The sequence below is a fragment of the Nocardia sp. NPDC058518 genome, from assembly GCF_042719655.1.
GTDB lineage: Bacteria > Actinomycetota > Actinomycetes > Mycobacteriales > Mycobacteriaceae > Nocardia.
The window spans coordinates 48785-75488 of the sequence record NZ_JBHXNJ010000018.1 but is presented as its reverse complement, the minus strand read 5'-3'; the positions used below and the strand labels follow the sequence as shown (position 1 = coordinate 75488).

The 26704-nt window shown below is 68.4% G+C and carries 21 protein-coding genes; 4 read left to right on the top strand and 17 right to left on the bottom strand.

The window, feature by feature from the left end:
• Positions 1-7: 7 nt before the first annotated feature.
• From ACFWPX_RS26985 to ACFWPX_RS26955, 7 genes are all read right to left on the bottom strand, one after another.
• A complete protein-coding gene (locus tag ACFWPX_RS26985; RefSeq protein WP_378930131.1) occupies positions 8-1231 on the bottom strand; it encodes a ketosynthase chain-length factor in 1224 nt (407 codons plus the stop codon).
• Positions 1228-2505 carry a beta-ketoacyl-[acyl-carrier-protein] synthase family protein gene (locus ACFWPX_RS26980; RefSeq protein ID WP_378930129.1) on the bottom strand — a complete coding sequence of 426 codons (1278 nt, stop codon included), beginning with the start codon at positions 2503-2505 and terminating at the stop codon, positions 1228-1230. Before ACFWPX_RS26980 ends, ACFWPX_RS26985 begins: the two co-directional genes overlap by 4 nt.
• The gene (locus tag ACFWPX_RS26975) at positions 2502-2828 is read right to left on the bottom strand and encodes a TcmI family type II polyketide cyclase (RefSeq protein WP_378930127.1); all 327 of its coding nucleotides are present in this window, start codon (positions 2826-2828) and stop codon (positions 2502-2504) included. Before ACFWPX_RS26975 ends, ACFWPX_RS26980 begins: the two co-directional genes overlap by 4 nt.
• 23 nt (positions 2829-2851) lie before the next feature.
• A complete protein-coding gene (locus tag ACFWPX_RS26970; RefSeq protein ID WP_378930125.1) occupies positions 2852-4306 on the bottom strand; it encodes an FAD-dependent monooxygenase in 1455 nt (484 codons plus the stop codon).
• 20 nt (positions 4307-4326) lie between these two features.
• Entirely contained in the window at positions 4327-6081 is a 1755-nt protein-coding gene (locus ACFWPX_RS26965) for an acetyl/propionyl/methylcrotonyl-CoA carboxylase subunit alpha (RefSeq protein WP_378930123.1), read from the bottom strand.
• Between the two features lie 29 nt (positions 6082-6110).
• Positions 6111-7286: an acyl-CoA dehydrogenase family protein gene (locus ACFWPX_RS26960; protein WP_378930121.1), complete on the bottom strand. Its 1176-nt coding sequence runs from the start codon at positions 7284-7286 to the stop codon at positions 6111-6113.
• A 279-nt stretch (positions 7287-7565) separates the two neighbouring features.
• Entirely contained in the window at positions 7566-8918 is a 1353-nt protein-coding gene (locus tag ACFWPX_RS26955; protein ID WP_378930118.1) for a LuxR C-terminal-related transcriptional regulator, read from the bottom strand.
• A 610-nt stretch (positions 8919-9528) separates the two neighbouring features.
• Between ACFWPX_RS26955 and ACFWPX_RS26950 the strand changes: the two genes are divergently transcribed.
• Both ACFWPX_RS26950 and ACFWPX_RS26945 read left to right on the top strand, forming a co-directional pair.
• Entirely contained in the window at positions 9529-10407 is an 879-nt protein-coding gene (locus ACFWPX_RS26950) for a sulfurtransferase (protein WP_378930116.1), read from the top strand.
• Positions 10408-10459: 52 nt separating this feature from the next.
• Positions 10460-11131: a histidine phosphatase family protein gene (locus ACFWPX_RS26945; protein ID WP_378930114.1), complete on the top strand. Its 672-nt coding sequence runs from the start codon at positions 10460-10462 to the stop codon at positions 11129-11131.
• Between the two features lies 1 nt (position 11132).
• Here ACFWPX_RS26945 and car read toward each other — a convergent pair whose 3' ends face one another.
• From car to ACFWPX_RS26905, 8 genes are read right to left on the bottom strand one after another with little or no spacing between them, the layout of a single operon-like run.
• Complete coding sequence (gene car, locus ACFWPX_RS26940) at positions 11133-14576, bottom strand: carboxylic acid reductase (protein ID WP_378930112.1); 3444 nt, start codon at positions 14574-14576, stop codon at positions 11133-11135.
• A gap of 4 nt (positions 14577-14580) precedes the next feature.
• On the bottom strand, positions 14581-15336 hold the full coding sequence (locus ACFWPX_RS26935; protein ID WP_378930110.1) for an SDR family oxidoreductase: 756 nt from the start codon (positions 15334-15336) through the stop codon (positions 14581-14583).
• Positions 15333-16169 carry a TauD/TfdA family dioxygenase gene (locus ACFWPX_RS26930; RefSeq protein WP_378930108.1) on the bottom strand — a complete coding sequence of 279 codons (837 nt, stop codon included), beginning with the start codon at positions 16167-16169 and terminating at the stop codon, positions 15333-15335. The genes ACFWPX_RS26935 and ACFWPX_RS26930 overlap by 4 nt, the downstream gene beginning before the upstream one ends.
• Positions 16153-17451 (bottom strand): aspartate aminotransferase family protein, encoded by a 1299-nt coding sequence (locus tag ACFWPX_RS26925; RefSeq protein ID WP_378930106.1) that lies wholly within the window; start codon positions 17449-17451, stop codon positions 16153-16155. The genes ACFWPX_RS26930 and ACFWPX_RS26925 overlap by 17 nt, the downstream gene beginning before the upstream one ends.
• 27 nt (positions 17452-17478) lie before the next feature.
• Entirely contained in the window at positions 17479-21624 is a 4146-nt protein-coding gene (locus ACFWPX_RS26920; RefSeq protein WP_378930104.1) for an AMP-binding protein, read from the bottom strand.
• Entirely contained in the window at positions 21621-22160 is a 540-nt protein-coding gene (locus ACFWPX_RS26915; RefSeq protein ID WP_378930102.1) for a DUF6309 family protein, read from the bottom strand. The genes ACFWPX_RS26920 and ACFWPX_RS26915 overlap by 4 nt, the downstream gene beginning before the upstream one ends.
• 14 nt (positions 22161-22174) lie before the next feature.
• Positions 22175-22972 (bottom strand): phytanoyl-CoA dioxygenase family protein, encoded by a 798-nt coding sequence (locus ACFWPX_RS26910; RefSeq protein ID WP_378930100.1) that lies wholly within the window; start codon positions 22970-22972, stop codon positions 22175-22177.
• Between the two features lie 30 nt (positions 22973-23002).
• The gene (locus ACFWPX_RS26905) at positions 23003-23974 is read right to left on the bottom strand and encodes an NAD-dependent epimerase/dehydratase family protein (RefSeq protein ID WP_378930098.1); all 972 of its coding nucleotides are present in this window, start codon (positions 23972-23974) and stop codon (positions 23003-23005) included.
• Between the two features lie 242 nt (positions 23975-24216).
• Between ACFWPX_RS26905 and ACFWPX_RS26900 the strand changes: the two genes are divergently transcribed.
• Complete coding sequence (locus ACFWPX_RS26900; protein WP_378930096.1) at positions 24217-25233, top strand: zinc-dependent alcohol dehydrogenase family protein; 1017 nt, start codon at positions 24217-24219, stop codon at positions 25231-25233.
• A 58-nt stretch (positions 25234-25291) separates the two neighbouring features.
• Here ACFWPX_RS26900 and ACFWPX_RS26895 read toward each other — a convergent pair whose 3' ends face one another.
• Together ACFWPX_RS26895 and ACFWPX_RS26890 are read right to left on the bottom strand one after the other, a co-directional pair.
• On the bottom strand, positions 25292-25552 hold the full coding sequence (locus tag ACFWPX_RS26895) for an NAD(P)H-binding protein (protein WP_378930094.1): 261 nt from the start codon (positions 25550-25552) through the stop codon (positions 25292-25294).
• Positions 25441-25923, bottom strand: a complete 483-nt coding sequence (locus ACFWPX_RS26890; RefSeq protein ID WP_378930092.1) for an NAD(P)-dependent oxidoreductase — start codon at positions 25921-25923, stop codon at positions 25441-25443. The genes ACFWPX_RS26895 and ACFWPX_RS26890 overlap by 112 nt, the downstream gene beginning before the upstream one ends.
• 138 nt (positions 25924-26061) lie before the next feature.
• On the opposite strand from ACFWPX_RS26890, the gene ACFWPX_RS26885 reads away from it, so the two are divergent.
• The gene (locus ACFWPX_RS26885) at positions 26062-26700 is read left to right on the top strand and encodes a TetR/AcrR family transcriptional regulator (RefSeq protein WP_378930090.1); all 639 of its coding nucleotides are present in this window, start codon (positions 26062-26064) and stop codon (positions 26698-26700) included.
• Positions 26701-26704: the final 4 nt, after the last annotated feature.

Genomic DNA, 26704 nt, shown 5'->3' with positions numbered 1-26704 from the left:
CCTTTCCTCAGGGGCGAAGATGTTCGGGGCCGCGCACGACCATGGCGGAGTTGAACCCGCCCGCACCGCGGGCGAGCACGAGCGCGGTCCGCACGGGCGCGGGCCTGGCCTCGGTGACCAGGTCGAGCTGGTACCCGGCGGCGAGATCGGTGCCGATGGTCGGCGGGATCACGCCGTCGCGGAAGGACAGGAAGGCGGCAGCCAGGTCGAGCGGCGCCGCGCCCGAATAGAGCCGTCCCGTCATGGTTTTCGGTGCCGTCACCGGTACGCCACGCGCACCGAACACCGCGACGAGGGCATCGGCCTCGATCCGGTCGAGTTCGGCGATGCCCGCGGCATCGGCGAAGACGACGTCGATCTCGGCGGGTGTGACCCCCGCGTCGACCAGGGCGAGTTCGATCGCCCTGCGCAGTCCGGGCTCGCCCGGACCGTCGGGACGCGGGTCGACGGTCGCCGCGTGTCCGGCGATCTCACCGTAGATCTGGGGCGCATCGCGTCGCCTGGCATGCTCGGCGTCCTCGAGTACCAGCAGCGCGCCACCCTCGCCGGGCACGTAGCCACTCGCCTGCGCGTCGAACGGCAGGTAGGCCCGGTCCGGATCGGTGACGGTGCTCAGCCCACCGCCGGCCAGCTGTGCCACCCAGCCCCACGGGCAGATCGACGCGTCGACCGCGCCGGTCACCACCAGTGCGGTACCGCGCCGGATCTGCCTGCGCGCCTGGGCAACCGCGTCCAGCCCACCGGCCTGGTCGCTGACCACCACGCTGCTCGGCCCGCGCAGTCCGTTGCGGATGGAGATCTGTCCGCTGTTGACCGCGTAGAACCAGGCGAAGGACTGGTAGGCGCTCACGTACTCGCCGCCCTTGCTCCACAGTGCGCGCAGTTCGTTCTGCCCGAACTCGAAGCCGCCCGAACTGCTGGCGGTGATCACGCCCGCGGCGTAGTCGGGCAGTTCGCCGGGTCGCACACCGGCGTCGGCGAAGGCCCAGTCCGCGCTCACCAGGGCCAGTCGCGTCATCCGGTCGGTCTGCGGCAGCAGCCTGCCCGGCAGGTGCTCCTCGGCCTCGAATCCGGTGATCTCCCCGGCCAATTGCGCGGGATAGGACTCGGGGTCGAACCGGGTGACCCGGCGGATCCCGGTGCGCCCGGCCAGCGTGGTGCGCCAATACTCTTCCAACCCCAGACCGGTCGGCGAGGCGACGCCGAGCCCGGTCACCACCGCGGCGGTCATCGTCGGCTCCGGAACGGATCGGCGAGCACGACCGCGCTCTGGAACCCGCCGAACCCGCTGCCCACCGACAGCACCACGTCGACCTTGTGATCGCGCGCGGTCAGCGGCACATAGTCCAGATCGCATTCGGGATCGGGATTGTGCAGGTTCGCCGTCGGCGGCACCACGTCGTTCACCAATGCCAGCACCGAGGCGGCGATCTCGATCGACCCGATCGCGCCGAGCGAGTGCCCCACCATCGACTTGATCGAGCTCATCGGCGTGCGATAGGCGTGCTCGCCGAGACTGCGCTTGACCGCGGCGGTTTCGTGCCGGTCGTTCTGCTTGGTGCCGGAGCCGTGCGCGTTGATGTAGTCGATCTCGGTGCCGTCGATCCGGGCCTGACCGAGGGCGGTGCGGATCGCCTCGGCCATCTCCTTGCCGTCCGGGCGCAGACCCGTCATATGGAAGGCATTGGACCGGGTGGCGTGTCCGGCCAGTTCGGCGTAGATCTTCGCACCACGCTTGCGCGCGCTCTCCAGTTCCTCGAGCACGAACACCGCCGCCCCCTCGCCGAGGACGAACCCGTTACGGCTGGCGTCGAACGGGCGCGAGGCGTGTTCGGGGTCGTCGTTGCGCGGGGTCGTCGCCTTGATCGCGTCGAAGCAGGCCACGGTGATCGGGCTGATCGGCGCGTCCGTGGCACCCGCGATCATCACGTCCGCGCCGCCTTCGCGCAGCACCTCCGCGGCATAGCCGACCGCGTCCAGCCCGGAAGTGCACCCGGTGGAGACAACGGTCGACGGTCCCTGCGCGCCGACGGCCCAGGCAACTTCGGTCGCGAACGAACTCGGGACGAAGTAGTTGTAGAGGTGCGGCACCGCGTAGGTGTGATCGACCAGTTCCAGCCGCCCGCCGTCACTGACGGTGCGGTATTCCTCGTCGAGGCCCATCGTGGCGCCGACCGCGCTGCCGATGGTGACACCGGTCCGGAACGGATCGATGTCGTCGAACTCGAGCCCGCTGTCGGCAACCGCCTCCCGGGCACTGACCACCGCCAGCTGCGCCGCCCGGTCCATCCGCCGGATCTCCTGCGGGGTCAGTCCGTGCAATTCGGGGTCGAAGTCGATCTCGGCGGCCACCTGCGACCGGAACGGCGCCGGATCGAACAGCGTGATCCGTCCGGTCGCGGTGCGGCCGTTGGAGATCAGGTCCCAGAAGCTCTTGGTACCCACCCCGCCGGGGGCGCAGACGCCGACACCGGTGATCACCACGCGGCGTTCCGGCGCGCTCATCGCGCGTTCCAGTCGTAGAAGCGGTGCGCCATCGCGTCCGCCGGTGAGCGCCAGGTCTTCGGGTCGTACGCCTCGATGAACGGCTTCAGGTCCTGGCTGATCCGCACGAAGCGGTCGTCGGTCTTGGCGTCCTCGATCCGTTCGCCGCCGTTGTCGGCGTCGAAGTCCTGCAGGTGGAAGTACAGGCCGCGGTAGTGGAAGAGCTGGCGGCGGCGCGTGCCCATCCGATGCGGCAGCTCGGTGGTGTCGAATTCCCGGAACAGTCCGGCGACATCGCCCGCGGACGCGAGGTCCATGCGGGCCACGATCAGTGTGCTGAACATTGACTTCCCCTTCTCTCGGATGTTCATCGGGCAGGCCCGAACCAGCGGTCCAGGGCGGTCGGCAGGTCGTTGTGGGTACCCGGGGCGACCCAGGCCACATGACCGTCGGGGCGTACCAGCAGCGCGGTGGTGCGCGTGCCGGCGTGGATGGGTTCGGTGGGGGTCGCGGTGACCACGTCGATGCGGTCGGTCCACGGCTCGGCTCGGCGGCGCAGCGCCGGATTGTCGGTGAGGTCGAGCAGCACACCCCGGCCGGGCCGCAGCAGTGCTGCGGTGTCGGTGGTGTGCGCGCCGCGCGCGAGCGTGCGGCGCGGCAGCCGCGCACCCCGCAGCGGATGGGACCCGCCGCCCACGTCGTAGCGGATGTCGAGGCCGGTCACCCGGGCGGCGAGGTGGCGTTCCACCTCCGGATAGGCGACGAGTTCGCGCAGCACCTCACGCAGTGGCCCGACCTCCTCGCCGCCGAGGATGAACAGGCTCTGGGCCTTGGTGTTGGCGAGCAGCCGCTGCCCGACCGCGTGCCGTTCCCCGTGGTAGGTGTCGAGCAGAGTGGTCGGTGCTGTGCCGCGGACCACCGCGGCGAGCTTCCAGCCGAGGTTCACCGCGTCCTGGATGCCGGTGTTCATGCCCTGCCCACCCGCGGGCAGATGGACGTGGGCCGCGTCGCCCGCGAGCAACACCCGTCCCCGCCGATACTCGGTGACCAGGCGCGCGGCGTCACCGAAGGCGCTCACCCAGACCGGTTCCGCGTGCGAGATGTCGACATCGGTCAGCCGCTTCCAGACATCGGCGATCTCCGCGAATTCCGGTGGGCCACTGCGCCGCCGGGGCGCGGCGCCACGTTCGCCGACGATGATCCGGTAGGCGCCGTCGGGCAGCCGGGCACTCATCACCATGCCGCCGGGCACCTGCTGCCCGATCATGCGCGGGGCGATCTCCACCCCGCGCACATCGGCGAGCAGCAGCTCGGTGGTAGCCGGCGTTCCGGGAAAGTCGAACCCGGCGGCCTTGCGCACCACACTGCGGCCGCCGTCGGCGCCGACGAGGTAGCCGGCGCGCAACGGCGCGTGCTCGGCGAAGTGCACGGTGACGCCGTCGTCGTCGCTGTCGAGCCCGACGACCTCGTGTCCGCGCCGGATGTCGGCGCCCAGTTCCCGCGCCCAGCCCTCCAGCACCGCTTCCGTCGTCGACTGCGGCACGGTGCGCGGCGCTTCCAGTGGTGCGCCGAGAACGGTGAGGTCGAGCGGGATCCCACCGAAGTGGCCCGCCGAGCCGGTCTCGAGCGCGCCGAAGCGGCCGAGCAGTCCGCGCTGGTCGAGCACTTCGGTGGTGCGCACGGTCAACCCGATACCGCGCGATTCCCCGGTGCGGGCGGGCAGCCGGTCGACGACGATCACGTCGACGCCCGCCAGCCGCAGTTCCCCGGCCAGTGTCAGCCCGGTCGGTCCCGCGCCTGCCACGATGACGGCAGTGTCCATGGTTACCTCCTGAATTCCGTTCATGCCGCATGACTTCCGGAGTCGTCGAGTCGGCACACGGTGGTGCCGGAGCTCACCGTCGTGCCGACGGTGGCGGTCAGTTCGCGCACGATGCCCGCGCGGTGCGCGGTGAGCGGCTGCTCCATCTTCATGGCCTCGATCACAGCGACGAGATCACCGGAATCGACCCATTGACCTTCTGCCACAGCGATTTTCACGACGGTGCCCTGCATCGGCGCGACGAGTGCGTCGGAGGTGACGCCGCCGCGTCCATCGCGCCGTGTGCGAGCACTCCGGCGCGGTGCCGCGAGACCGGCGCCGACCCGGTCCGGCGCCGGTAGCGACACCACGACCCGTCGTCCGCTGATCTCCACGACCACCGTCTCCCGTTCGGGTTCCGATGTCGCCTCCCCCGCGATGTCCTGCGCGGCGATGCGGTTGTCGAAGTCGGTCTCGATCCAGCGGGTGTGCACGGTGAACGGCGCGCCGGTGAAGGCGGGGTCATCGAGCGCCGCCTGGTGGAACGGCAGTGTCGTCGCGACCCCGTCCACGGCGAGTTCGGCGAGGACCCGGCGCGAGCGCGCGAGCGCTTGATCGCGGTCGGCGCCGGTGACGATCACCTTGGCCAGCAACGAGTCCCAGGCCGGGCCGATCACCGATCCTTGCTCCACGCCGGTGTCGACCCGCACCCCCGGCCCCGAGGGCGCGGCGAATTTCGTCACCGTGCCCGGCGCGGGCAGGAATCCGCGGCCCGGGTCCTCGGCGTTGATCCGGAACTCCAGCGCGTGCCCGCGCACCGGCGGGTCGTCGTAGCCGAGGGGTTCACCGCGGGCGATCCGGAACATCTCCCGCACCAGGTCGATTCCGGTCACTTCCTCGCTCACGGGATGTTCGACCTGCAGCCGGGTGTTCACCTCGAGGAATGACAGCGTGCCGTCACGTCCGATCAGGAACTCGCAGGTGCCCGCGCCCACATAGCCCGCACGGGACAGGATCGCCTTCGACGCCCGGTACAGCTCGTCGCGTTGCGCATCGGTGAGGAAAGGCGCAGGCGCCTCCTCCACGAGCTTCTGATGGCGGCGCTGCAGCGAGCAGTCGCGCGTCGACACGACCACCACGTGCCCGAACGCATCGGCGAGACACTGGGTTTCGACGTGACGCGGCTGCTCGAGGTAGCGCTCCACGAAGCACTCCCCGCGCCCGAAGGCGGCGGTGGCTTCGCGCACCGCGGCGTCGAACAATTCTGCGATATCCGCGCGGTCGCGCACCACCCGCAGCCCGCGTCCCCCGCCGCCGTGGGCGGCTTTGATCGCGATCGGCAGACCGTGCCGGTCGGCGAAAGCCACCGCTTCCGCCGCGCCACCGATCGGGTCCGGTGTGCCCGGTACGAGCGGCGCGCCGACCGCGTCGGCGATGCGGCGGGCCGACACCTTGTCGCCGAGCGCACGGATCGCCGCGGGCGGCGGGCCGATCCAGGTGAGCCCGGCGTCGAGCACGGCCTGGGCGAAATCAGCGTCCTCGGAAAGGAATCCGTAGCCGGGGTGCACCGCGTCGGCCCCGGCGGCGGCCGCGGCGCGAAGCAGTTTCGCGGCATCGAGATAGCTGGTCGCCGGCGTGTCACCGCCGAGCGCGTACGCTTCGTCGGCCAGCCGCACGTGGGGTGCGTCCCGGTCGGGTTCGGCGTAGACCGCGACCGCGGCCAATCCTTCGTCGCGGCACGCGCGCACGACGCGGACCGCGATCTCGCCCCGATTGGCGATGAGTACCTTGCGCATGGTTCCGGCTCCCTGTCGCTTCGTCACGGTCACAGGTAGACGGTGTTGGGCGGCAGGCCGACCAGCGAACGGCCGTAGAGCTCGATGTTCACGCTGGGCGTGATCATCGCGTGCAGCGAGGTCGCGTGGACATCGCGCTGCAACCGCGCGATCGGCACGTCGCGCTGGATCGAGGAGCCACCACTGGCCTGCGCCAGGATCTCCACCGCCTGCTTGGCCTGGTGTGCCACCCAGCCGATCTGCACCCGCGACCAGACCCGTTCCTGTTCGGTCCACGCCTCGTTCGCCGCGGCCTTCGCATCGATCACGTCGGCGAACGTGCGCGCCCGCGCCTCGGCGTCCTCGATCAGCAAGGCCGCCTCACCGACCTGCAGATGGGTGACCGGGGCGTCGAGCTGACTGGGGTAGTCGGTGTAGGTGATCGGCCGGCCGGGCAGCCGTTCGACGAACGCCGCCAGCGCCGCCCGCGCCGCGCCGACCAGCTGACCGGTCTGGATCGCGGTGACCGGTACCAGCACCGGCGCCGAGTACTTCGGCTTGAGCACGTTCACCGCCGACTTGGCCCGGTTCAGGTAGAAGTCCTCACCGGTGATCACGCGGTGCTCGGGCACGAAAACGTTCTCAGCCACCGTCGAGACGCTGCCGGAGCCCTCCAGCCCCGAGGTGTACCAGTCATCGACGATCCGCAGATCAGCCGTCGGCACCAGCGCGAAGATCGGCACCGGCGCGGCACCAGGCTCGGTCGGCAGCGCCACGGTGACCTTCCAGTGCGCGTGCAGCACACCGGAGTTGAAGCGCCAGGTGCCGTTCAGTACCCAGCCGCCATCGACCTTCGTCGCGGTACCGGTGGGCGCGGTCGTGCCCGAGATCCGCACGTTCGGTGTCGCGAAGACCTCGTCGAGCGCCGCATCGGGCCACAGCGCCGACATCCAGGTCAGCGAGGCGTAGATCGACAGGCAGAAGGCCACCGAGGTGTTGCCGCGGGCGACCTCGGCGAGCACGTCCACGAAATCGCGGGTGCTGGATTCGTATCCGCCGTACTGCGCGGGGACCTGCATGTTCAGCAGTCCGGATTCCTCGATCGCTTCGATGACATCGTCGGGCAGGCGACGGTTCTCGTCGATCCACCGAGCCCGTGAACGCAACAACGGCGCCAGCTTCGTGGCACGCTCGACGAGTTCCTCACGGGACGGGTTGGCAGACATGGTCTATTCCTCTCGCCGAATATCGTGAATACCGAAGCGGTATCGGAGAAGTTCGAGAATTATTCGGCGACAACGCTGCTCACCGATCACCGAAAATCTCGCACAGGATTCGGTGATGATTCAAGAGCTGCGGAACGACTCTACGGTCGACCCGTAGGTTCTCCCCGGGGAAACCACAGGATCAGCACGGGGACAACGGGTTCGGGACCGATGCACAAAAGGACGGCAGCCGCGCGGAGCACGACTGCCGTCCGGGTAATTCGACAAACGGAAACTACTTCACGCGCACTCCTGCGCATTCATCACCCCGGCCAGTTGACGCCGGCCCGCGATTCCGAGTTTCCGGTACACATTGGACAGGTGGAACTCGACCGTACGCACCGTCAGGAACAGCTCCTCGGCAATTTCCTTGTTGCTGAGCCCGCGCACCGCGAGACCGGCGATCTTGCGCTCCTGCCTGGTCAAGCCGGTCTCCCGATGCTGGTTGTCCAGCGTGCCGAGCACCGAGCCCGCACGCTGCAGTACCGGTCTGCTGCCTGCGGCGGCCGCTAGCTCGGTGGCCGCCGCGACCGCCCACCGCGACCGCTCCGCGTCGCCCTCGACCGCGTGCAGATGCCCCAGATCACACAGTGCGCCCATCAGCTCGTAGCGCGCTTCTGCGAGTTCGAGCAGCTCCACGGCACGTTCGAGCGTGGCCACCGACCGACTGTTGCGCCGCGCCATGCCGACCGCGTGCAAGGCCCGCCCCACCGCCCCCGGTGAGCCCCAGCGCCGGGCAGCCGCGAGCTCGTCGTCGGCCAGTGCCGCCGCGAGGTCGCAGCGGCCGAGCACGGCCGCCACCAGCGCGGCGCGCGAGCGCCACGGAATGATCGCCGGGTTGGCGACATTCAGTGCGGTCAGCACCTTTCCGCAGGCCAGGTAGTCCGCCAGGCTGCGCTCGAGGTCCCCTTCGGCACGGTGCAGCGCGCCGCGGGCGGCAAGCACGTGGGCGTGGTCGGGCATCGCTTCCACCGCGCTCATCCGGTCCTCGAACAGACACCGCGCGCTGCCGAGGTCGCCGACCTGAACCAGCGCCTCGACGAGCCAGGCCAGCGCGATACCGCGCAGTGCGGGTGACACACCGCGACGCAGCAGCGGTTCCATCGCCGCGATCGCCGCCGCGGGGCGGCCGGACTGCGCGTCGATCCTGGCGCGGATGAGCGTCAGCGCTTCGAAGAGCCGAAACGGGATCTCGCCACGCTCGGCGGACAGCAGCCGGGTGCAGTACGCGGCGGCCTCCGCACATCGGTCCGCGTAGACCAGGGCCAGCAGAGCCAGCCACAGACACCCTGGGTCGGGCTCGTCGGATTCGGTGTCGAGCACGAGTTCCGATCGCCGGACGATGATCTCGCGGTCCAGGATTCCGCAGTGCACGAAAAGCATATTCTGCACGCCGCCGCACAGCGTGTCGGCATCGCCGAAACGCAGGCGTGCCTCGGCGCGACCGACGCCGGACAGATAGTCGATTCTGTCGGTCAGCCGCGCGTCCCGACGTTCACACCAAGCCGATTCCGCACGACCACATCTCGCCAGATCGACGCATCCCGAGATTCGGGAGGTTTTGATCGACACCACTTTCTGACGTTCCGACATAACATTCATTACGCTCGGTGGCGACGCGCCTTCCGAACCGAACACAGGACGATTGGTCATGAAGTCTCCCTGGTGCAGCAAGCCAAGCTTCCACGACCACGCCGTCGAGGGCCGCGAAATTCCCCTCCGGTTGTCAAAGTACCAGCGACACAGCGCAATTCAGAGTGATGTTCAACATATGAATCCCATGATCTTATATCTTGCAGATCACAACTGAATTACACGCTCGCACAGTCCATTACCGGAACAGAATTGACCATTGCCGGCGCCCGGAATGCGATGGTAACCGTGCGCGCAACGGGAAGGACGCCGGCGGGGGCCTGGGCACCGACCTCGGGTCCGGGGCTCGTCTGCGGCCCGGCGCGACTGGAGCCGGGCGAGTAGCCTCCTCGTCTCGTCGAACAGTCTCGGGATCAACCGGTCTCGGGATCAACGGTAACGCGACAGTTCATCGATGTCATCTCGGAAGGCAAGCTAACTGTATCCCTGAGTTCAAGTCGATGGCCTCGAAGGGACTGATTTCGATCACGCCGATCGGTGGTCTGGCGATGACCCGACGGTGCTAGCTAGATTTGGAATTCGTTGTCCACCAGCATGATCGGAGGTCCACATGGGGCAGGCTATCCCCCACACAGTGTCCGTCTCCTGGCTTCGCGACCAGCACGGCGAGCCCGATCTACTCGTCGTGGACGCGAGCACCGATTTCACAGTGCTCGAAGACGGAACGTTCACGCTCGAGTCGGGGCGTACCGCGTACGCGGCAGCGCATGTCCCTGGCGCGGTGTTCGCGGACTTGCTCGCCGACTTCGCCGATCCCGCGTCCGATCAGCCCTGTACCGCACCGGAATCGGAGCGCTTCGCCGCAGCCGCGGGCGCGATCGGCATCGGCGACGGGGTGCGCGTCGTCGTCTACGACCAGCACGACGGAATCTGGGCTACCCGCTTCTGGTGGCACTTGCGCCTGGAAGGTTTCGATGACGTCGCGGTCCTCGACGGCGGCCTGCCCGCATGGCGAGCGGCGGGCGCCGAGGTTTCGAATTCGCCGGTGACGCCCACACCGGCGACCTTCACCGCCCACCGTCGGCCCGACCTCATCCGGTCCACCGACGAGGTGAAGGCCGCGATCGCCGACAACAAGTCGCTCATCGTCGGCGTCCTCGACGCCGCCACGTACCGCGGCGAGACAGCTGTCTTCGCTCGACCCGGCCACATCCCCGGAAGCATCAACCTGCCCATCGACCAGATCCGCGACCCGCAGACCGGCGCGCTACGCCCCGTCGAGGAACTGCGAGCACTGTTCACTGCCGCAGGTCTGCTCGATCCAGCGATCACACCCGTCACTTACTGCGGCGGCGGCGTCGCGGCAACGGCACTAGCGCATGCGTTGGCCCTCGCCGGGCGCGATGATGTGTCCGTCTACGACGGATCTCTGACCGCGTGGACCGCCGACCCTGCGCTACCGCTGGTGGTGGGCGAGCAGCCCGGTTGACCCATCAGCTCGAGTCGATCCGCGCCGGCCGTGCATGCCGGAACATAGAGGCATGGACAACGGTGGGCAGGGATTGCCGGGGAAGCTGGTTCTGGTGCGCCACGGCGAGTCGCACGGCAATGTCGGGAAGCGGCTCGAAACACGGGTTCCGGGACCACATCTCACCGAGCGCGGTACAGCACAGGCCGCGCGGTTCGGTGCCTCGGTAGCCGGGTCACCGCGGCTGTTCTGCTCGGCCGCATTGCGAGCGCGTCAGACCGCCGAGCAGATCGAGCGGGTAGTCGGCGGTCCGGTAACCGTGCTGGCGGGTGTGCACGAGGTGCAGGCCGGGGACTTCGAGTGGCTCGAATCCGATGCCGCGCACCGGGCATTCCACCAGACCTATCAACGGTGGCATCGCGGGGAGCTCGACGTCGCGGTTCCCGGCGGTGAAGCGGGCAGCGACGTGCTCGATCGATTCCTGCCGGTGCTCGAGGACCTGCGCGTGCGGTACCTGACGCCGGACGCCCGGACCGATGTGGTGCTGGTCAGTCACGGTATGGCGATGCGCCTGGCGGCCGGTGCGATCGGTGGTGTGCCCACCGCGTTCGCCGCGAGGACTCGCCTCGACTTCACCCAGACGATCGAACTGACGCCACGCTACGGTCGAGCAGCGCGGTTCCTCGGCTGGTCATGCACGCGGTGGGGACACCACATCCCGCCGTTCGCTGACATCGTGACGTAGCTCAGGCCCCGTCGCCCTCCCGCAGCAGGTTCAGCGCCCGGAAGTCGGCGACGTACTTGCCGATCAGCGCACGATCGAGATGCGGGATGGGCAGTTCGACAGCGCGCAGGGCGTCCTGAAATCGTTTGGCGGGCAGAATACCTCGGGGTTCGGCGGGTTGCCGGTATGCACTCAGCAGCGGCAGCAGCGACCGGCGGCGTCGCGGTTCGGGCAGGCGGGTCAGTGCCGCTTCGAACCGGTTGAGCCACTCCGCATAGCTGCCGATCCGCTGTACGGGTAGGCCTTCCTCGATCAGCCAGTCCACCAGCCGGTCGAGCGAGACGCCGTCGTCGTGGGGGTTGGTGACATGGAAGATCCGGTGGTCGGGTCGCGGATCACCGCCGAGTGCCGTGATGGCGGTCGCGGTGAAGTCCACCGGAAGCCCGTCGTAGTGGTCGCGCGCGGGTCCGCCGTGCGTGAACGACGGCGGCGCGACCCCGGTGGCGCCCAGGCTCACCAGCAGTCGGGTGAAGGTATCCGCGACATTGAGCTGCCCGCTGTAGTGGCGGTGTGCCAGGGCCATGTTCGAGCGGAACACCGTCACCGGGAGCCCACAGCGGTCATGTGCCGTGCGCAACAGCACCTCCCCAGCCCATTTTCCCGCCTCGTAGCCGTTGGCGTAGCTGTCATCGATACGGCGACGGGGGCTGGCGACCCTGATATCGGCGTCCTCATCGAGTACCGAGGCCTCGGCGACCGCGATCGTCGACAGGAAGTCGACCGGCTTGACGCGGGTGGTCAGGGCCAGCCGGATGATCTCGGCGGTCCCCACGACATTCACGCCGAACAGATGCCGGTACGGGAGAACATGATTCACGTGCGCGGCGGCATGCACGACATGATCGACCCTCGAGGCGAGCCTGTCCCAGGTCGAATGGCCCACGCCGAGAACGGGTTCGGCGACATCGCCGGTGACGATCTCGAGGTGTCGCGCCGCCAGCGCCCGGAACTCTTCACGCAGGGCGGGATCGGTGTCGAAGACCTCCTCGAGCCGCTGCCGTGCCGCCGCCGGGTTCGCACCGCGCACCAGACAGATCACCGTGCCGCCGGTATCGGCCACCCGGCGCAGCCATTCCAGGCACAGGAAGCGCCCGATATAGCCTGTCGCGCCGGTCAACAGGACCGTGCGGGCAATCCCGGCGGCCGGAGGGAGGGCGCCGACTCCCGACACCGTCGCTGGATCGAGAAATGCTTCCAGCGTCAGGTCTTCGGCCTGTACCTCGACACTGCCTGCCCCGTGCACAGAGTCGAAGCTGGGCATCGGCGCCGAATGCCGTTGGTGCCGAATATATTCGGCAATCCTGCCGAACTCCGCCCCCGGTCCGATGAGCAAACCGGCGGGCAACTCCACATCGAGCAGTTCGCTCAGCAGGCTCGAGTACGACACGACTGCCAGCGAATCACCGCCCAGATCAGTGAAGCTCGCCCCGGCGGGCAGATCCTCCTCGATACTGCCGACGACCGCCCGTGCGGCCCGCACAACGACATCGAGCACCGGAAGCTCGGCTGCGTGCTCGCGCAGCTCACGCAGCTCGGCCGCCTGTTCGTCGGCGTGGTCACGATAGATCCGCTCCAACCGCGCCTCGTAGCGCGCCCGCACCTTCGGGCGCAGGAGCTTGCCCAAACCCGACAGCAGACCGTTGTCGGCGGTGAAGGGCCGCGGTTCGACCAGGAAGTCACGCGGGACCTCGTAGGCCGCGAGCCCGGTCGCCGACGCGACGGCGCGCAGGGACGCCGCGAGCGCCGAGTCGACGGATCCGGCGGCGAGTGCTTCGTCGGTCGGCACGATCACCGCGAGCAGGTAGGCGCGTTCGCTGGAGCCGTAGACGAAGATCTGCCGGATCAGCGGGCTCGTCCCGTAGACGGCTTCCAGCCGGGCCACTGTCACGAACTCGCCGTTGGACAGCTTGAGCACGTTGTTGCGCCGGTCGAGATACACGAGGTGGTCGGGCGCGATCTCGGTCATGACATCGCCGGTGCGGTAGTAACCCTCGGCGTCGAAGATCGCCGCGGACAGCTCCGGCTGACGGTAGTAGCCGGGGATGGCGGTGGACGTGCGTACCAGCAGTTCGCCGCGCGGATGCGGCTGATCAGTGGTGAAGTAGCCGAGCTCTGGCACGTCGAGGAGTTTGTAGCCGGTCACCGGTGGACGCTGGATGCGGTGGTCGAGGAGGATGTCGAGTGCTTCGGTGGCGCCGTACCCGTCGTGCAGTTCGAAGCCGAGCAGCTCCTGGGCGAACTGTTTCGCCTCGGCGGCCAAAGGCGCGCTGCCGAAGATGGCGTACACGGCGCGCCCGCCGAGTACCTCGCGGCGCATGGTGTCGAGGGCCGCCTTCCGCGCGGCGTCCAGGGCCGCGCCCGCTGCGCAGCGACGGTCCACGTCGTCGCGGAACTGGTGCAGCAGCAGCTCGCAGACTCTCGGTGCGAAGGCGATTTCGGTGGGTCGCACCAGCGCGAGGTCGTCGAGCAGAGTCGACCGGTCGGGGCGTCCGGTGAAGTAGGTGGTGCCGCCACGGCCGAGCGTGCCGTAGAGCGAAAGACGTGCCGCCACATGGCTCATCGGCATGTAGGCGAGGGTGAGGGCGGGCACCGGGCTGGCGTTGAGCCACATCCGGGTGACAAGCCGCTGCGGGTAGATCGCGCCCTTGGGGGTTCCGGTGCTGCCCGAGGTGTAGATGAGCAGGCTCATCGAATCACCGTCACCGGCGAACAGCGGGGCCGGCGGCTCAGCGTGCCCCGCGGTGACGATCGCGTCGAGGGTGTTCACGGCGACGGTGGGCAGCCGACGCCGGGCGTCGTCGAGGATCCGGGCGTGCTCGTCGTCGCCGGGGTTCACGTCGAAGACGATCAGCTCGCACGGAATGCACTCTGCTGGAACACTTTTCACAATGCGCTCAAGAAACTCCACGCCGACCGCGAGGATCCGCGGCGAGGTCTCGGCCAGAATCGCGGTCAGTTCGTGCACGGACGCGTTCGCCTGCAACGGAACTGCCACCACACCCAGATGCACGCACGCCAGGTCGAGCGTGGCGTAGTCACCACCGGTGACCCCGACGATCGCGACGAAATCGCCGGGGCGCAGCCCGAAGTCGCCACCATGCCAAGACGCCGCGACAGCGCCGACACGATGCCACAGCTCCCGATAGCTGATGGTGTCGAATCGTGACGTCAATCGCGTTGTCCGGCATCCGGTTTCACTGTCGACGGCGAGTTCGGTGACCCGCCGCCCGAAGGCCGGTCGACCGCCGTAGCCGGTCATCACCATGTCGACGAGATGTGCCAGCGGCAGTGCGGGTTCCCGAACCGCCGCCGAGAGGCCCGCGTCGCGGATTGCGGCCCTGGCCTGCGCGTCGCCCTCGCACAGGATCTCGATTCGACGTTGCAGCGGAACACCCGCACTGCCCATGGTCTCAGCCCCTCCCCACGAACGGCATCGTCGTCGGGAAGACGCCGAGAAACTGGATATTCGTATCCAGCGGCATCGAGGCCATCAGCACCAGCGCCTCGGTGAACCGCTCGACCGGGATGGTCTGTTCGACCGACAGCGTGCCGTCGGCCTGCCGCGCCGCCGGTTGCCCACTGCCGTCGGGCGGTGTCACATTGCCGACATCAATCTGCCCGCAGGCGATTCCGTGTGCCCGTCCGTCCAGCGACAGCGCCCTGGTCAAGCCGAGCAGCGCGTGTTTGGCGGTGGTGTAGGCGATGGCGTTGGGTCTGGGCGCGTGCGCGGACGGCGCGCCCATATTGATGATCCGGCCGCCGCCGGGCGATTGGGCGCGCATGAGGCGAAAGGCCTGCTGCGCGCACAGGAACGCGCCGGTGACGAGGGTGTCGAGGGCTCGGCTCCAGTCCTCGACGCGGATGTCCTCGATGGGACAGCGCGGGACCGCCGCCCCGGCGTTGTTGAACAGCAGGTCCAGTCGGCCGAAATGCCGCTCTACTCCGGCGAACAGGTCGGCGACCGCGGCGGGATCGGTGATGTCGGTGGGCGCCACCAGCACTCGGTTCGCGGGGACGTTCGCGATGTCGGCGGTTTCCTTCAGCAGCGCCTCGCGGCGGCCTGTCAGGGCCACCGACCAGCCCTGTTCCAGCAGCGCGAGGGCAGCCGCCCTGCCCAGCCCACTGCCCGCGCCGGTGACAAGGGCGATGCGATCGTCGGCGGTCATCGGGTCTCCTTGTCCACCCAGAGCCGCAGGATGCGGCGCGCTTTCGGTCCCGGCTGGTCGATGTAGGGCGATCGACCGTGCAGTGCCCGGCTGTTGCGGATGATCAGCAGATCGCCCGCGGCCATCATCAGGTCGAAGCCGACGCCGGGACGATGCAGTACCTCGTCGAGCACATCGAGCGCGGCGAGCCGGGGAGCGTCGGCGGGGTCGTCCGGATTCAGAGATGCCCGCACGGTTCGGGTCTGGTAGTAGCAGCCGATGGTGCCGTCGGGCTGGGTGAACAGAATGGGCGACACCACGACCTGCGGTCCGGCGCGGCCGGTGCGGTCGTAGGTCCAGTCGCCGCGCAGCAGTGCAAGGGTCTCGCGGTCTTCGGATTCCAGGATGTCGTTGACCCGCCGTGCGCCGGCGAGCCGGGTGAATCCCTGTCCCGCCGTGGCCGGTTGCAGACACACCAGAACCAGCAGATCACAGGTGTCGCAATGGAATCCGAGCGCGGTGGCGCCGTCACCGTCGCGATCGCGCAGGACCTGGCGGAGGTCGCCCGCGCCGTTCTGTGGGACGACCACACCGATCCCGTCGAGCACGAACAGCAGCGTGCGCACGACGTCGTCTTCCGGCACGGTGGGGTCGACGAAATCGGCGACATGGGCGAACCCCACTCGTTCGATGGCCGCGTCGACGAAGGCGTGCACGGTGGCGCGCACCTTGCCCGCGTCGTCATCGGCGGCGGCGAGGGTGCGCTGGTCGTCGCCGGACAGGCGCAGTGACCACGCCTCGGGGTCGCGGGCGAGCCGGGCTGCGTCCCAGCTGATCTCAACCGAGTCGGCCATGGTTGGTCCCGTTCCTCTCTGCGGCGGCACCGGTCGCGAGGCCGACTGCCTTCGACCACAGCGCGACCGCGGTGTCGATCTGGTCGGCCGTCACCACCAGCGCCGGAATCATGCGGACGACATTTCCGTAGGGCCCGCAGGTCAGCAACAACAGTCCGAGCGCTGCCGCGGCCTGCTGCGCACGCTTGGCGGTGTCCGGGTCCGGTGTGCCCTCGGGCGTGCAGAATTCGATGCCGACCATCAGACCGAGCCCGCGCACATCCGCGATACCGGGAACGGCCAGCGCGTCGGCGCGCAGCGCGGCGAGCAGACGTTCGCCCTGGACCGCGGCGTTCTCGACCAACCGCTCGTCACGGATCACCGCCAGAGTCGCCAGCGCCGCCGCGCAGGCGACAGCATTGCCGCCGTAGGTTCCGCCCTGTGAGGAAGGCCAGGCCCGGCGCATCAACTCGGTGGACGCGGCGATCGCCGACAGCGGAAACCCGCTCGCCAAACCCTTGGCGGTGACCAGGATGTCGGCGCGTACATCCGGTTCGTGCTGGTGCGCCCAGAACTTCCCGGTCCGGCCGAACCCGGTCTGCACCTCATCGAGGATCAGGAGCATGCCGTGGCGGTCGGCCCGTTCACGCAGTCCCGCAAGGAATCCCGGCGGCGCGGGCACATAGCCGCCCTCGCCCAGCACGGGCTCGACGAGCAACGCGGCGGTCTCGGCGGGAGCGGTCACGGTGGCCAGGACATGATCGAGACCACGCAACGCGTAGTCGACGGCCGCTTCCTCACTCAGGCCGAGGCGGAAGGCCGCCGGGAACGGTGCCACCGCGACACCGGGCATCAGCGGCCCGATACCGGCCCGGTATCGGGTCGAGGCGGTGGTCAGCGCCGCGGCACCCATCGTGCGGCCGTGGAAGGACCCGTCGAAGACCACGATGTTGGGTCTGCCGGTGGCGTGCCTGGCCAGCCGCACCGCGGCCTCGATCGCCTCGCTGCCGGAGTTGCTGTAGAACAGCGAGTTGAGGCCGGGCGGCAGCACCGACCCGAGCTGATCGGTCAGTTCGAGCAGCGGCTCGTGCAGAACCGTCGTGTACTGGCCGTGGATCAGGCGAGCGACCTGCTGTTGGGCGGCCTCCACGACGCGTGGATGGCAGTGACCGGTGCTGGTCACCCCGACACCCGCGGTGAAATCGAGGTACTGCTCGCCTGCGGCGTCGAACAGGTACATTCCCTCGCCGCGGCAGGCGGTGACGGGGGTGGCCTGGGCGAGTACCGGTGAAAGCTCGGACATAGGACCTCCTATCGATGTGGCTGTGGGTCAGGCGGTTCGGTCGGCGGTCGCGACGGCGGGGAAGTATCCGGCCCCGGTCCCCCACGCGAGCGCGGTCGACCACCACCGCGGGGTCGGTGCGGCGAACTGGATCCCGAGCCGGTTCAGCGCGGCGACGGTCCGGGCACTGTCGATGCGGACATTGCGGTCGGCGTCGTGGTGCGACCACGCCATGGCCTGGCGGACCGCCGCCGAATGCGACCGTTCGACCCGGGTGAGCGCGGCCGTGAACGTGGCGTCGTCGGTGAGGGCGACCGGATAGCCGGCCGCGGCACTCCAGGCGACGAGCTCGTCGTGGGCCACCAGGTGTGGGGTTTCGATGTGATAGACACCCGGTGCGCAAGCGGGTCGGCCCACCAGCGTGGCGATCGACTCGGCGACCGTGTCGACATGGGAGAAGCCGAAACTCACCGCGGGCCGGCGCGGTGCGGCACCGGCGAGCAGATACCCGCGGATCAACTGGTAGACGCGGTTGTCCCCGATATTGCGCTGGAACTCCCCGGTCCGGCTATGGGCCGCGATGTGGCCGCTGCGGTGGATATAGCACTGCCGCCCCCGTGCGGCCCACTGCCGCACGGCCAGCTCGGCCCCGAACTTCGCACGCTCGTAGGGAGTCCGGAAGTATTGGCCGATCCGCAGGTCGGCTTCGCTGAAGCGACGCGCCGCGCCGTCCACACCACCGGCGATACCGAGGGTCGACAGGTGATGGAACCGCGCACCCGGGGCGTGCGTATCGATCCAGGAGAGCAATCCGGTCACCGCGGTGTGATTGGTTCGTTCGAGTTCGGCGGGTGCGGCGACCAGCCGGGTGTCGGCGGCGGCGTGGATGATCACCTGGGCCCGACCTGCCACGTGCGCCGCGTCGGCCGACATCCCGAGATCCGCACGGGTGATGTCACCGGCGAGCACCCGGATCCCCCGCACGTGGCGCAGCCGCTGCCGTGCCTCGATGTCTCGCTCCCCGCGCACCAGGCAGGTCACCTGCGCGTCGCGCGCGAGCAGTGCGGTGAGCAGGTGCCCGCCCAGATAGCCGGTGGCACCGGTGATCAGGACCCGTGGCGCCTCGTCGACCACCCGCACCCGAGCTCTCGGCGCGCGGGCGCCTGCCAGCAGGACCTGGCCGGAGGTGGACAGCGCCGAGGTCGTGTAGTCGGCCGCTACCGTGCCCGCGTACTCGGCGACGGCACCGGCGAAGCGCGTCATGATGTGGCGCGCCCGGTCGTCGGAGTCCGGGGAACCCGCGTGCACGAGATCGGTGACCAGGCGGCCCTCGACGATGCGGGCAGTGAGCTTGAGCCGATAGAGCAAGTCGCAGTGGGGATTGCGCGCGGTACCCGCCTGTTCGGGCGCGACCGACCAGTCCAGGGTCTGCTTGTCCGGCAGCTGAAAAGTGCCGAGGAAATTGAACCCGATGTCCGGGCGCTCACCCGCGGTGTCCATCGGTTGCTCGGGCGTGCCCGCGAGCAGGTGCTCGATCTCGGCGGCGAAGTGGGTGGGCTCGGAGGGTGAACGCCGTTCCAGCCGTAGCCATTTGGCTGCGGTGAACCAGCCGACGGTGTCGAGGTACTCGCCGCCGCCGTCACCGACATCACGACCGTGGGTCTCCACTTCGACCGTAAGCGGCGACTGGTCCTCGCCGCGCTGCACAGCCGCGGTGAATGCCGACAGCAGCCGCGCCTCTAGGCCCTGCGCACCGCCGTACTCACGAACGAGCGCCGCCGTCGCGGTCCGGTCCAGCGTCCACACCAGGCTCGCCGGGCGCGGCACGGGCCCGATCGTGCGAGCGGGCCGCCGTGCCTGGGCGGCCACTCGGTCGCCGCGATCGGCCGCCCAGCGGTAGTAGTCGCCGGTGCCCGGCAGATCGAATTGCTTGCCGTGCAATGCCGTTCGATACGCATAGGCGAAATCGTCGAGCAGGATGTGCCAGGAGAACCCGTCGACGGCCAGATGGTGCACCACCACGGCGAGGCGGTCGTCGTGATCGCCGCCGCCGTCGAACAGGTGCACGCGGATGAGCCGACCCGCGGCCGGGTCCAGGCTGAGGTGCAGGTCGGTGCAGGTGTCCTCGACGAATTCGGCGATCTCGGCGGCCGAGCGTGGCAGCCGGGAGAACGACACCGTCTCCCCCTCCTCGATGTCACGGCTGACGCCCGGCCCGGTCGGCCCGATCTCGGTGCGCAGGACGGCATGTCGGCCGACGAGATCGGTCACCGCGCGCGACAGCACACCGGCATCGACGGAGTTGCCGCAGCGCAGCACCACCGACTGATTCCACTGCCGGTGATCGGCGACCGGCTGAGCGAACATCCACCGCTGGGCAGGCCCGAGCCGCCGCACGGGCTGCCGACGCGCGGAGTCCGTCGAGGCACCGGATTCGATCGGTCGCGCGACCGCTGCCAGACGCCGTGGGGTCGGGTGCTGGTAGAAGTCGTCGAAAGTGACGCGCTGACCACGCCGGTACAGAAAGGCGATCGTGCGCATCGCCAGAATCGAGTCGCCACCGAGATCGATGATGTCGGCTTCGGTATCCACCGATTGCACGCCCAGCGCACCGGCCCACAATGCGGCGATGCTGTGGGCGAGAGCGCCTGCCGGATCGTCACCTCGACGCGTCTCACCGGTGGCGCCGCTCGCTCGGGAGTCGAGCAGCTCGGTCACCATCGCGGTGACGCGGACGCGATCGAGCTTGCCGGTGGACCCCAGCGGTAGTTCGGCCAGCACGAAGATCGGTTGTGGCACTGCGTAATCCGGTAGTACCTCGTGCAGGTGGGCGCGCAGCGCCGCCAGTGTGGCCGTGTCACCGCCGGTGTGCGGCGTCAGCCGAACGGCCGCACGGAGCCGATTGCCCATCGCGGTCGACTGGACGACCACGGCTGCCCGCTCGACCCCGGGCACCGACTCGGCGGCCCGTTCGACCTCGGCGGGATCGACCCGGAACCCACGGACTTTCACCTGACGGTCGACGCGACGCAGGAACACCAGCGCTCCGTCCGCCCGCCGACGACAGATGTCGCCGGTGCGGTAGACCCGGTCGCCGCCCCGCGGGACGAACTTTCGCGCCGTCTCGCCCGGCGACCCGAAATAGCCTGCGGTGACGCCTTTTCCACCGATGTAGAGCTCGCCCTCGGCTCCATCGGGAACCGGGTAGCCCCGGTCGTCGAGCAGGCACAGCGTCGTCGCGCCGATGGCCGTTCCGATGGGAACGACCTCCTCCTCGGGCAATTCGGCCGCCGCGGTGGCGACGAAGCAGGCCGCGCCGACGGTCGCCTCCGTGGGTCCGTAGTGATTCACCACCCGCTGAGCGATGCCGCGCGAGAGCAGGTCCGCGGCGGTGGCGCGCGAGAGCGGCTCGCCACCGAGCAGCACCACGTCCAAGGGCGCGCAGTCCGTGCCCTGTTCGAGTGCGCTCAGATGAGAGGGGGTCGTCTTCAGTACCGAGATACCGGCACGGCGCACCGCGGGCCAGAAGGCCGCCGGGTCCCGGGTGTCGCGATCGGCGACGACGTGCACCGAACCGGCGCTGGCCAGTGCGAGCAACCATGCCGTATGTCCGAGGTCCGCGGCCAATGTGGTGACATGCCCGACGCACGGCGCGTTGTCGGCGTCGAAACCGAGTCGTTCGCACAGTGACCGCGCGTAGTGCGTGGCATTGCCGTGCGTGACCGCCACCGCCTTCGGCTCACCGGAGGACCCGGACGTGAACGAGAGATACGCGAGGTCACCGGCCTCGACAGGGGACCCGCCGCCCAGCGGGTCACGCCCGATCGCCTCGACCGGATCGATGACGAGGGATCCGTGGTCGTCTACCGCCGCCGACACCGCGCAGCGCACACCGACAGCGGTGAGACGTCGACGCAATTGTCCAGTGCTCCACGAGGATTCGACCGGAACGGCGACCGCGCCGCAGCACCACACCCCGAACATCAGCGCACACTGACGGGCGTCTCGTTCGCCCAGGACGGCGACACGATCGCCGCGGCCGATCCCCGCCGCGCGCAGCCGGTCCGCGGTCACCTCGGCTATTCGCCCGACCTCACGATAGGTGAATACACGGTCGGCATCGGCCAGCGCCGGCCGCTGTGGATACTCGAGGGCGTTGTGCCGCAACAGGTCGATCAGAGTGTCCACGCTCATCGCCGAAGACCTTCACCACGCAGTTCACCGGCCACGACACCCTCGATCAGATCCCCGTCAGGAAGTCTGCCCGCGAGTTCCCAAGCGATCATGCGGTGCAGTCCATCCAGATGGAACAGACCTTCCTCGGCACGCAGATCGGCGTAGTCGCTGTGCCCCGCCGGAGCGGCGCTGAGGAACACCGTGGTGAACGGCGCCTCGGCGAGAGCGGTGATCAACCCCGTGCACACCGGATTGGCGGCAACCAGATCGGCGTGCTCGGTGCGCAGCCGCGCGGCGGCCTGCTCGACGGTCAGCCCGGTGCGCGGCACCAGTTCCCGGTCGCCCCCCTCGCTCAGATGCCAGGGCAGGGTGACAGCGGCCAGATCGGCCCGCGACAACAGCACCTTGGTCCAGGTGCCCGACAATTCGTCACCCCGGCGAAGATTGTCCTCGCCCTCGCGAAACCGCACACCCTCTTCCGCGCCGTGCGCGCAATGCTCATCCCGATAGATCGCCAATACCTCGGCGAGATCGCTGTCTCCGACGATTCTCATGACCCTCAGCGCCCCTATCCCTGTGCGATATCGTCTCGGAAATGCTTGTCGGCGAATAGCTCCGGCGACAGACCGGCGCCCAGGCCCAGCTCCCGCGCACGGGCGAGCATATGGCGCCAATACGGTTTCACCGGCCGCCAGCGCGCCGCGCCGGTCTGGCAATAGGACGCATCGACGAAGTAGCGATGCCGGTCCGATGTCGTCGCCGACAGTCGTCGAGCATGCAGCAATGCCGAATGCAAGAGCACCGTCGAACCCGGCGGCAGCGAATCGATCACCACTTCACCAGCGATGGGGTCGGTGCCCAGGTGCGCCATCGCCGACTTGCCGCGCAGGTCACGATGCGACCCGGGGAGTATGACCAGCGCGGCCATCGTGTCATCGAGTCCGTTGAGATAGTGCAGCGTGTGCACCATCGCCAACGAGGAATCGGCCAGATCATTGGGTTCGTAGTCGTGATGCCAGGATTTCGCCGCGATGGTCGCGTCATGGCGGTCACTGTGCAGGTGGTGGAATACGAAATCGGGTCCGAGGAGCTGGGACAGGATCGCCATCAGCGGCCGGTGCGTCAATATTTCCCCGTGCGCGGGCAATTCCAATTCCATCACCGGCGGGATTCCGAAAGTCGCGGGATCACGGCAACTGTCGATGGATCGGGCACGTAGCCCCTGGTCCACCCATCGGTCCACTTCCGGCAATACCCGCGCGCACAATTCGTCCGGGATCAATCCCGGCACGATCAGATAGCCCGATTCGGCGAATTGTTTCGCTGCGAGGACGCCGGTGTGATCATCATCGAGAACAGGCCGCATCAGCCCGCCCCTCCCTTCGGCAACAAGCAATTACACGGTGGGAACCAAAGAGGCTTGCGCGTCCCGTAGCCAATTCAAGGTGCGTTCGATGCCATTCGGCAGGGCGGTGGTCGCCTCGAGGATTCGCTCCGAGCGGGCGCGCGCGACATCGAGGCAGCTGCGGCGCACTTCGCCGTCGCGAGCGGCGGCGTAATGCGGAAGCCACGCGGTCGGTTGCAGGCCGGCGGCGGTGCGGATCGCGTCGACCAGCCCGTTCACGGTGATCTCGACGCCCGTGCCCACGTTGTATTCACCGAAACTGTGGTGACCACATTGCGCGGCGGCGATATTGGCTTCGACCACGTCGTCGACGTAGACGAAGTCACGAGTTTGCATTCCGTCGCCGTAGATAATCGGTGGGCGGCGGTCCAGCGCGGCCGCGCAGAAACGCAGAACGACACCGGAGTCACCGTCGAGGGATTGCCGGGGACCGTAGATATTGCTGTATCGCAAGGCCACGACATCGATATTCGTGGTGTCGGCGAACCAGCGCCCGTATCGTTCACCCACCCATTTCGCCAGCCCATAGGCCGACGGCGGATCGGGCGCGGTGCCCTCTGGCGTCGGGTAGCGCGCGGACTCGCCGTAGATCGCACCGCCCGTCGAACTCAACACCACGCGCCGGACCCCGGCGGCAACCGCGGCGGCCAGCACACTCACCACGCCGACCACGTTCTGTTCGGCGTCTGTCACCGGATCCGCGATCGAATAATGGACGCTGACCTGGGCGGCGAGGTGAAATACCACGTCCGGGTGAAAGCGCTGCATGATCTCGCGGACCGCGTCCGCCGACCGGACGTCGGCACTGACCAGGTCCGCGCCGCGGTGCAACGCCGACTCGAGATTTCGAATATTGCCGTGACTGAGATCGTCCACCACGAGCACTTCGGCCCCACGTGCCACGAGCGCATCCGTCACATGCGAGCCGACAAATCCGGCACCTCCGGTCACCAACGCACGCATCACTCAGGCCCCCTGAGAAAGAAGTGGTCGAGAACCATCACGAGTTGATGGCTCGAGTTTGAACGATGTTGCCCTACAAGGTATTTCGTAACATCTACCGAACCCGACGGTGCAGTCACCGTAACACGCGATTGCTGAATGATGTTGCAACTCAACAGGTTTCAATATTGCGAACGCAGTCCGAGTTACCGTACGGTGCTGTGCAGGTAGGTAATCGGTCAATCACCGACAGGAGCGATCCCATGCGCGGCACCGTCATCCATGCCCCCGGCGACATCCGCGTCGAACAGCTGCCCGACCCCCGGCTGGAGGCACCTACCGACGCGATCATCCGCACCGTCGCGACCTGTGTGTGCGGGACGGACCTGTGGGTCTACCGCGGCATCGAGGCCGTCACCGAACCGCAGCGGATGGGCCACGAGTACATCGGTGTCGTCGAAGAGGTCGGTGCCCAGGTGCGCACGTTGCGGCCAGGTCAGTTCGTGGTCGGCTCGTTCGCCACCTCCGACAACACCTGCCCGAACTGCCGCCACGGCTACCAATCCCGGTGCGCGCACCGCGCGTTCCTGAGTACCTGCCAGGCGGAGTACATCCGCATCCCCAACGCCGCAGGCACCCTGGTCGCGCTCGACGAGACCCCAGATCGCCTCCACCTCCCCAGCCTGCTCGCCCTGTCCGATGTGATGGGCACCGGCTGGTACGCCGCGGTCGCCGCCGAGGTGCGGCCGGGTTCGACTGTGGCCGTGGTCGGTGACGGCGCGGTCGGGCTGTGCGCGGTGCTTGCCGCACGGGAACTCGGCGCCGAACGCATCATCGCGATGAGCCGACATCCCGTGCGGCGCAAGCTCGCGCTCGCCTTCGGCGCCACCGATATCGTCACCGAACGCGGTGACGAAGGCGTCGCGATGGTCCTCGATCTCACCAACGGCATCGGCGCGGACTCGGTCATGGAATGTGTCGGCACCGGCGAGTCGATGACCCAGGCCCTGCGCTCGACCCGTGCGGGCGGGAATCTGGGTGTCGTCGGCATTCCCCACGCCGTCGAGCTCGACAGTGCCGAACTCCTCGCATCCGCAGTCGGCGTGCGCGGCGGCGCGGCCCCCGTGCGCCGATTCCTCCCCGATCTCATCGACCGCGTCCGCACCGACCGCATCGACCCCGGCCAAGTCTTCGACCTCACCCTCCCTCTGGACCGGATCGCCGAGGGCTACCGAGCGATGGACGAACGCCGAGCGGTCAAAGCCCTTCTGCTGCCGTGAAATTCGGCGGTGTCGTAGCGTACCGCTCGACAGGTGTGGACCGCCGAGAAACGGTGTGTCAGTTGGAGATACCGACAGTTGTACGGAGATGTTGCCGCTGCTCGATGATGTCGAGCATGAAATCAGCAGCATCGCCGCTTGTGATGGAGTAGCCGGTCGCACGTCCGGTCGGATCGACCTTGACGGTTCCCTTCTCGGCAACCGACTTCAGCGCCGGGAGGCGAACGGCTGTCCAGTCCAGCCCGCTGGCTTCGAGCAGGGCTTCCATCGCGACTTTGGCGTCGAGGATCGGCGGCAGTCGGCGCGCGAACAGCGGCACCAGGACGCGGCGAAAGAGGAATGCACCGGAGCCGGGGAGCCCATGTTGCTCGCGCACACGAGGCGTTCGATACCTTGCGCCCGCATCTCCTCGATGATCACGCGAGTGGCGTCGGGCACCAGGGTGTTGGGCTTTCCGTCACCGAGGCCACCGACACCCAGGTACTGAATCACGGCATCGGCGCCGTCCAGCGTGCGCTCGATGGCCGCTGGGTCCACAGCATCGCCGCGCACGACACGAACGCCGTGCGGCGCCTTGTCGGCGCTTGCCTGGGAGCGCGCAAGGACCGTCACGTCGTGGCCGCGTTCGAGAACCTTGGTGACGACGGCACTGCCGCCCGTACCGGTCGAGCCGAAAACCACCAGTTTCATGTTGCGATTCCTGTTTCTGTGCGGTCGCTCGAGATTGCGACCGCCCGCCGGACGACCTGATCTCACGACAGTAAGCGCTGTTGTTTGATACGACAGTAACTACTGTCGTATGGTCGGTCAAGACGGAAAAGAGGACACATGGTCAGAACGTGGGCGACCGACGATCCCAAGGCCGGACTCATGGCGCGCAAGCGTGCACAGATCGTCACGGCCGCACGATCGACATTCCTCGACGACGGATACGCCGCGAGCTCGGTCAACAAGATCGCCGCCGATGCCGGCGTCTCGATCAAGACGCTCTACCGCCACTTCGAGACGAAGGACGAGCTCTTCACCGCAGTCATGGCAGGGCTCTGCGCACCCAAGGAGGCGGTCCCTCGAGAGCCTGTCTGGTACGCCGATCCGCCGGAGATCGGCTTGACTCTCGCGGGCGAGGAGTACCTTCGACACGCGCTCTCCGCCGAGCAGCTCGCGCTCTACCGGATCGTTGCCCACGACGCAGCTCGCTTTCCCGAACTCGGGCACATCTATCGACGCGAGGTACTCGGGCGCGGTGGACTCGTCTTCGCTGCCTACCTGGACCGTTGGCGCGAGCGGGCGGCCTGGACGATCGCCGACAAGTACGAAGCGGCCGCTGTATTCGGCGGCCTGTTGAAGGCCGGGCTCTTCGATCAGGTGCTACTGGGCGGAAAGAGGCCCGGCGCAGAGCAGATCGCCCGCCAAGCGCGACATGCGGCCGACCGGCTGCTGGCCATGCTCGAGGCGGGCGATCTGTGACTGT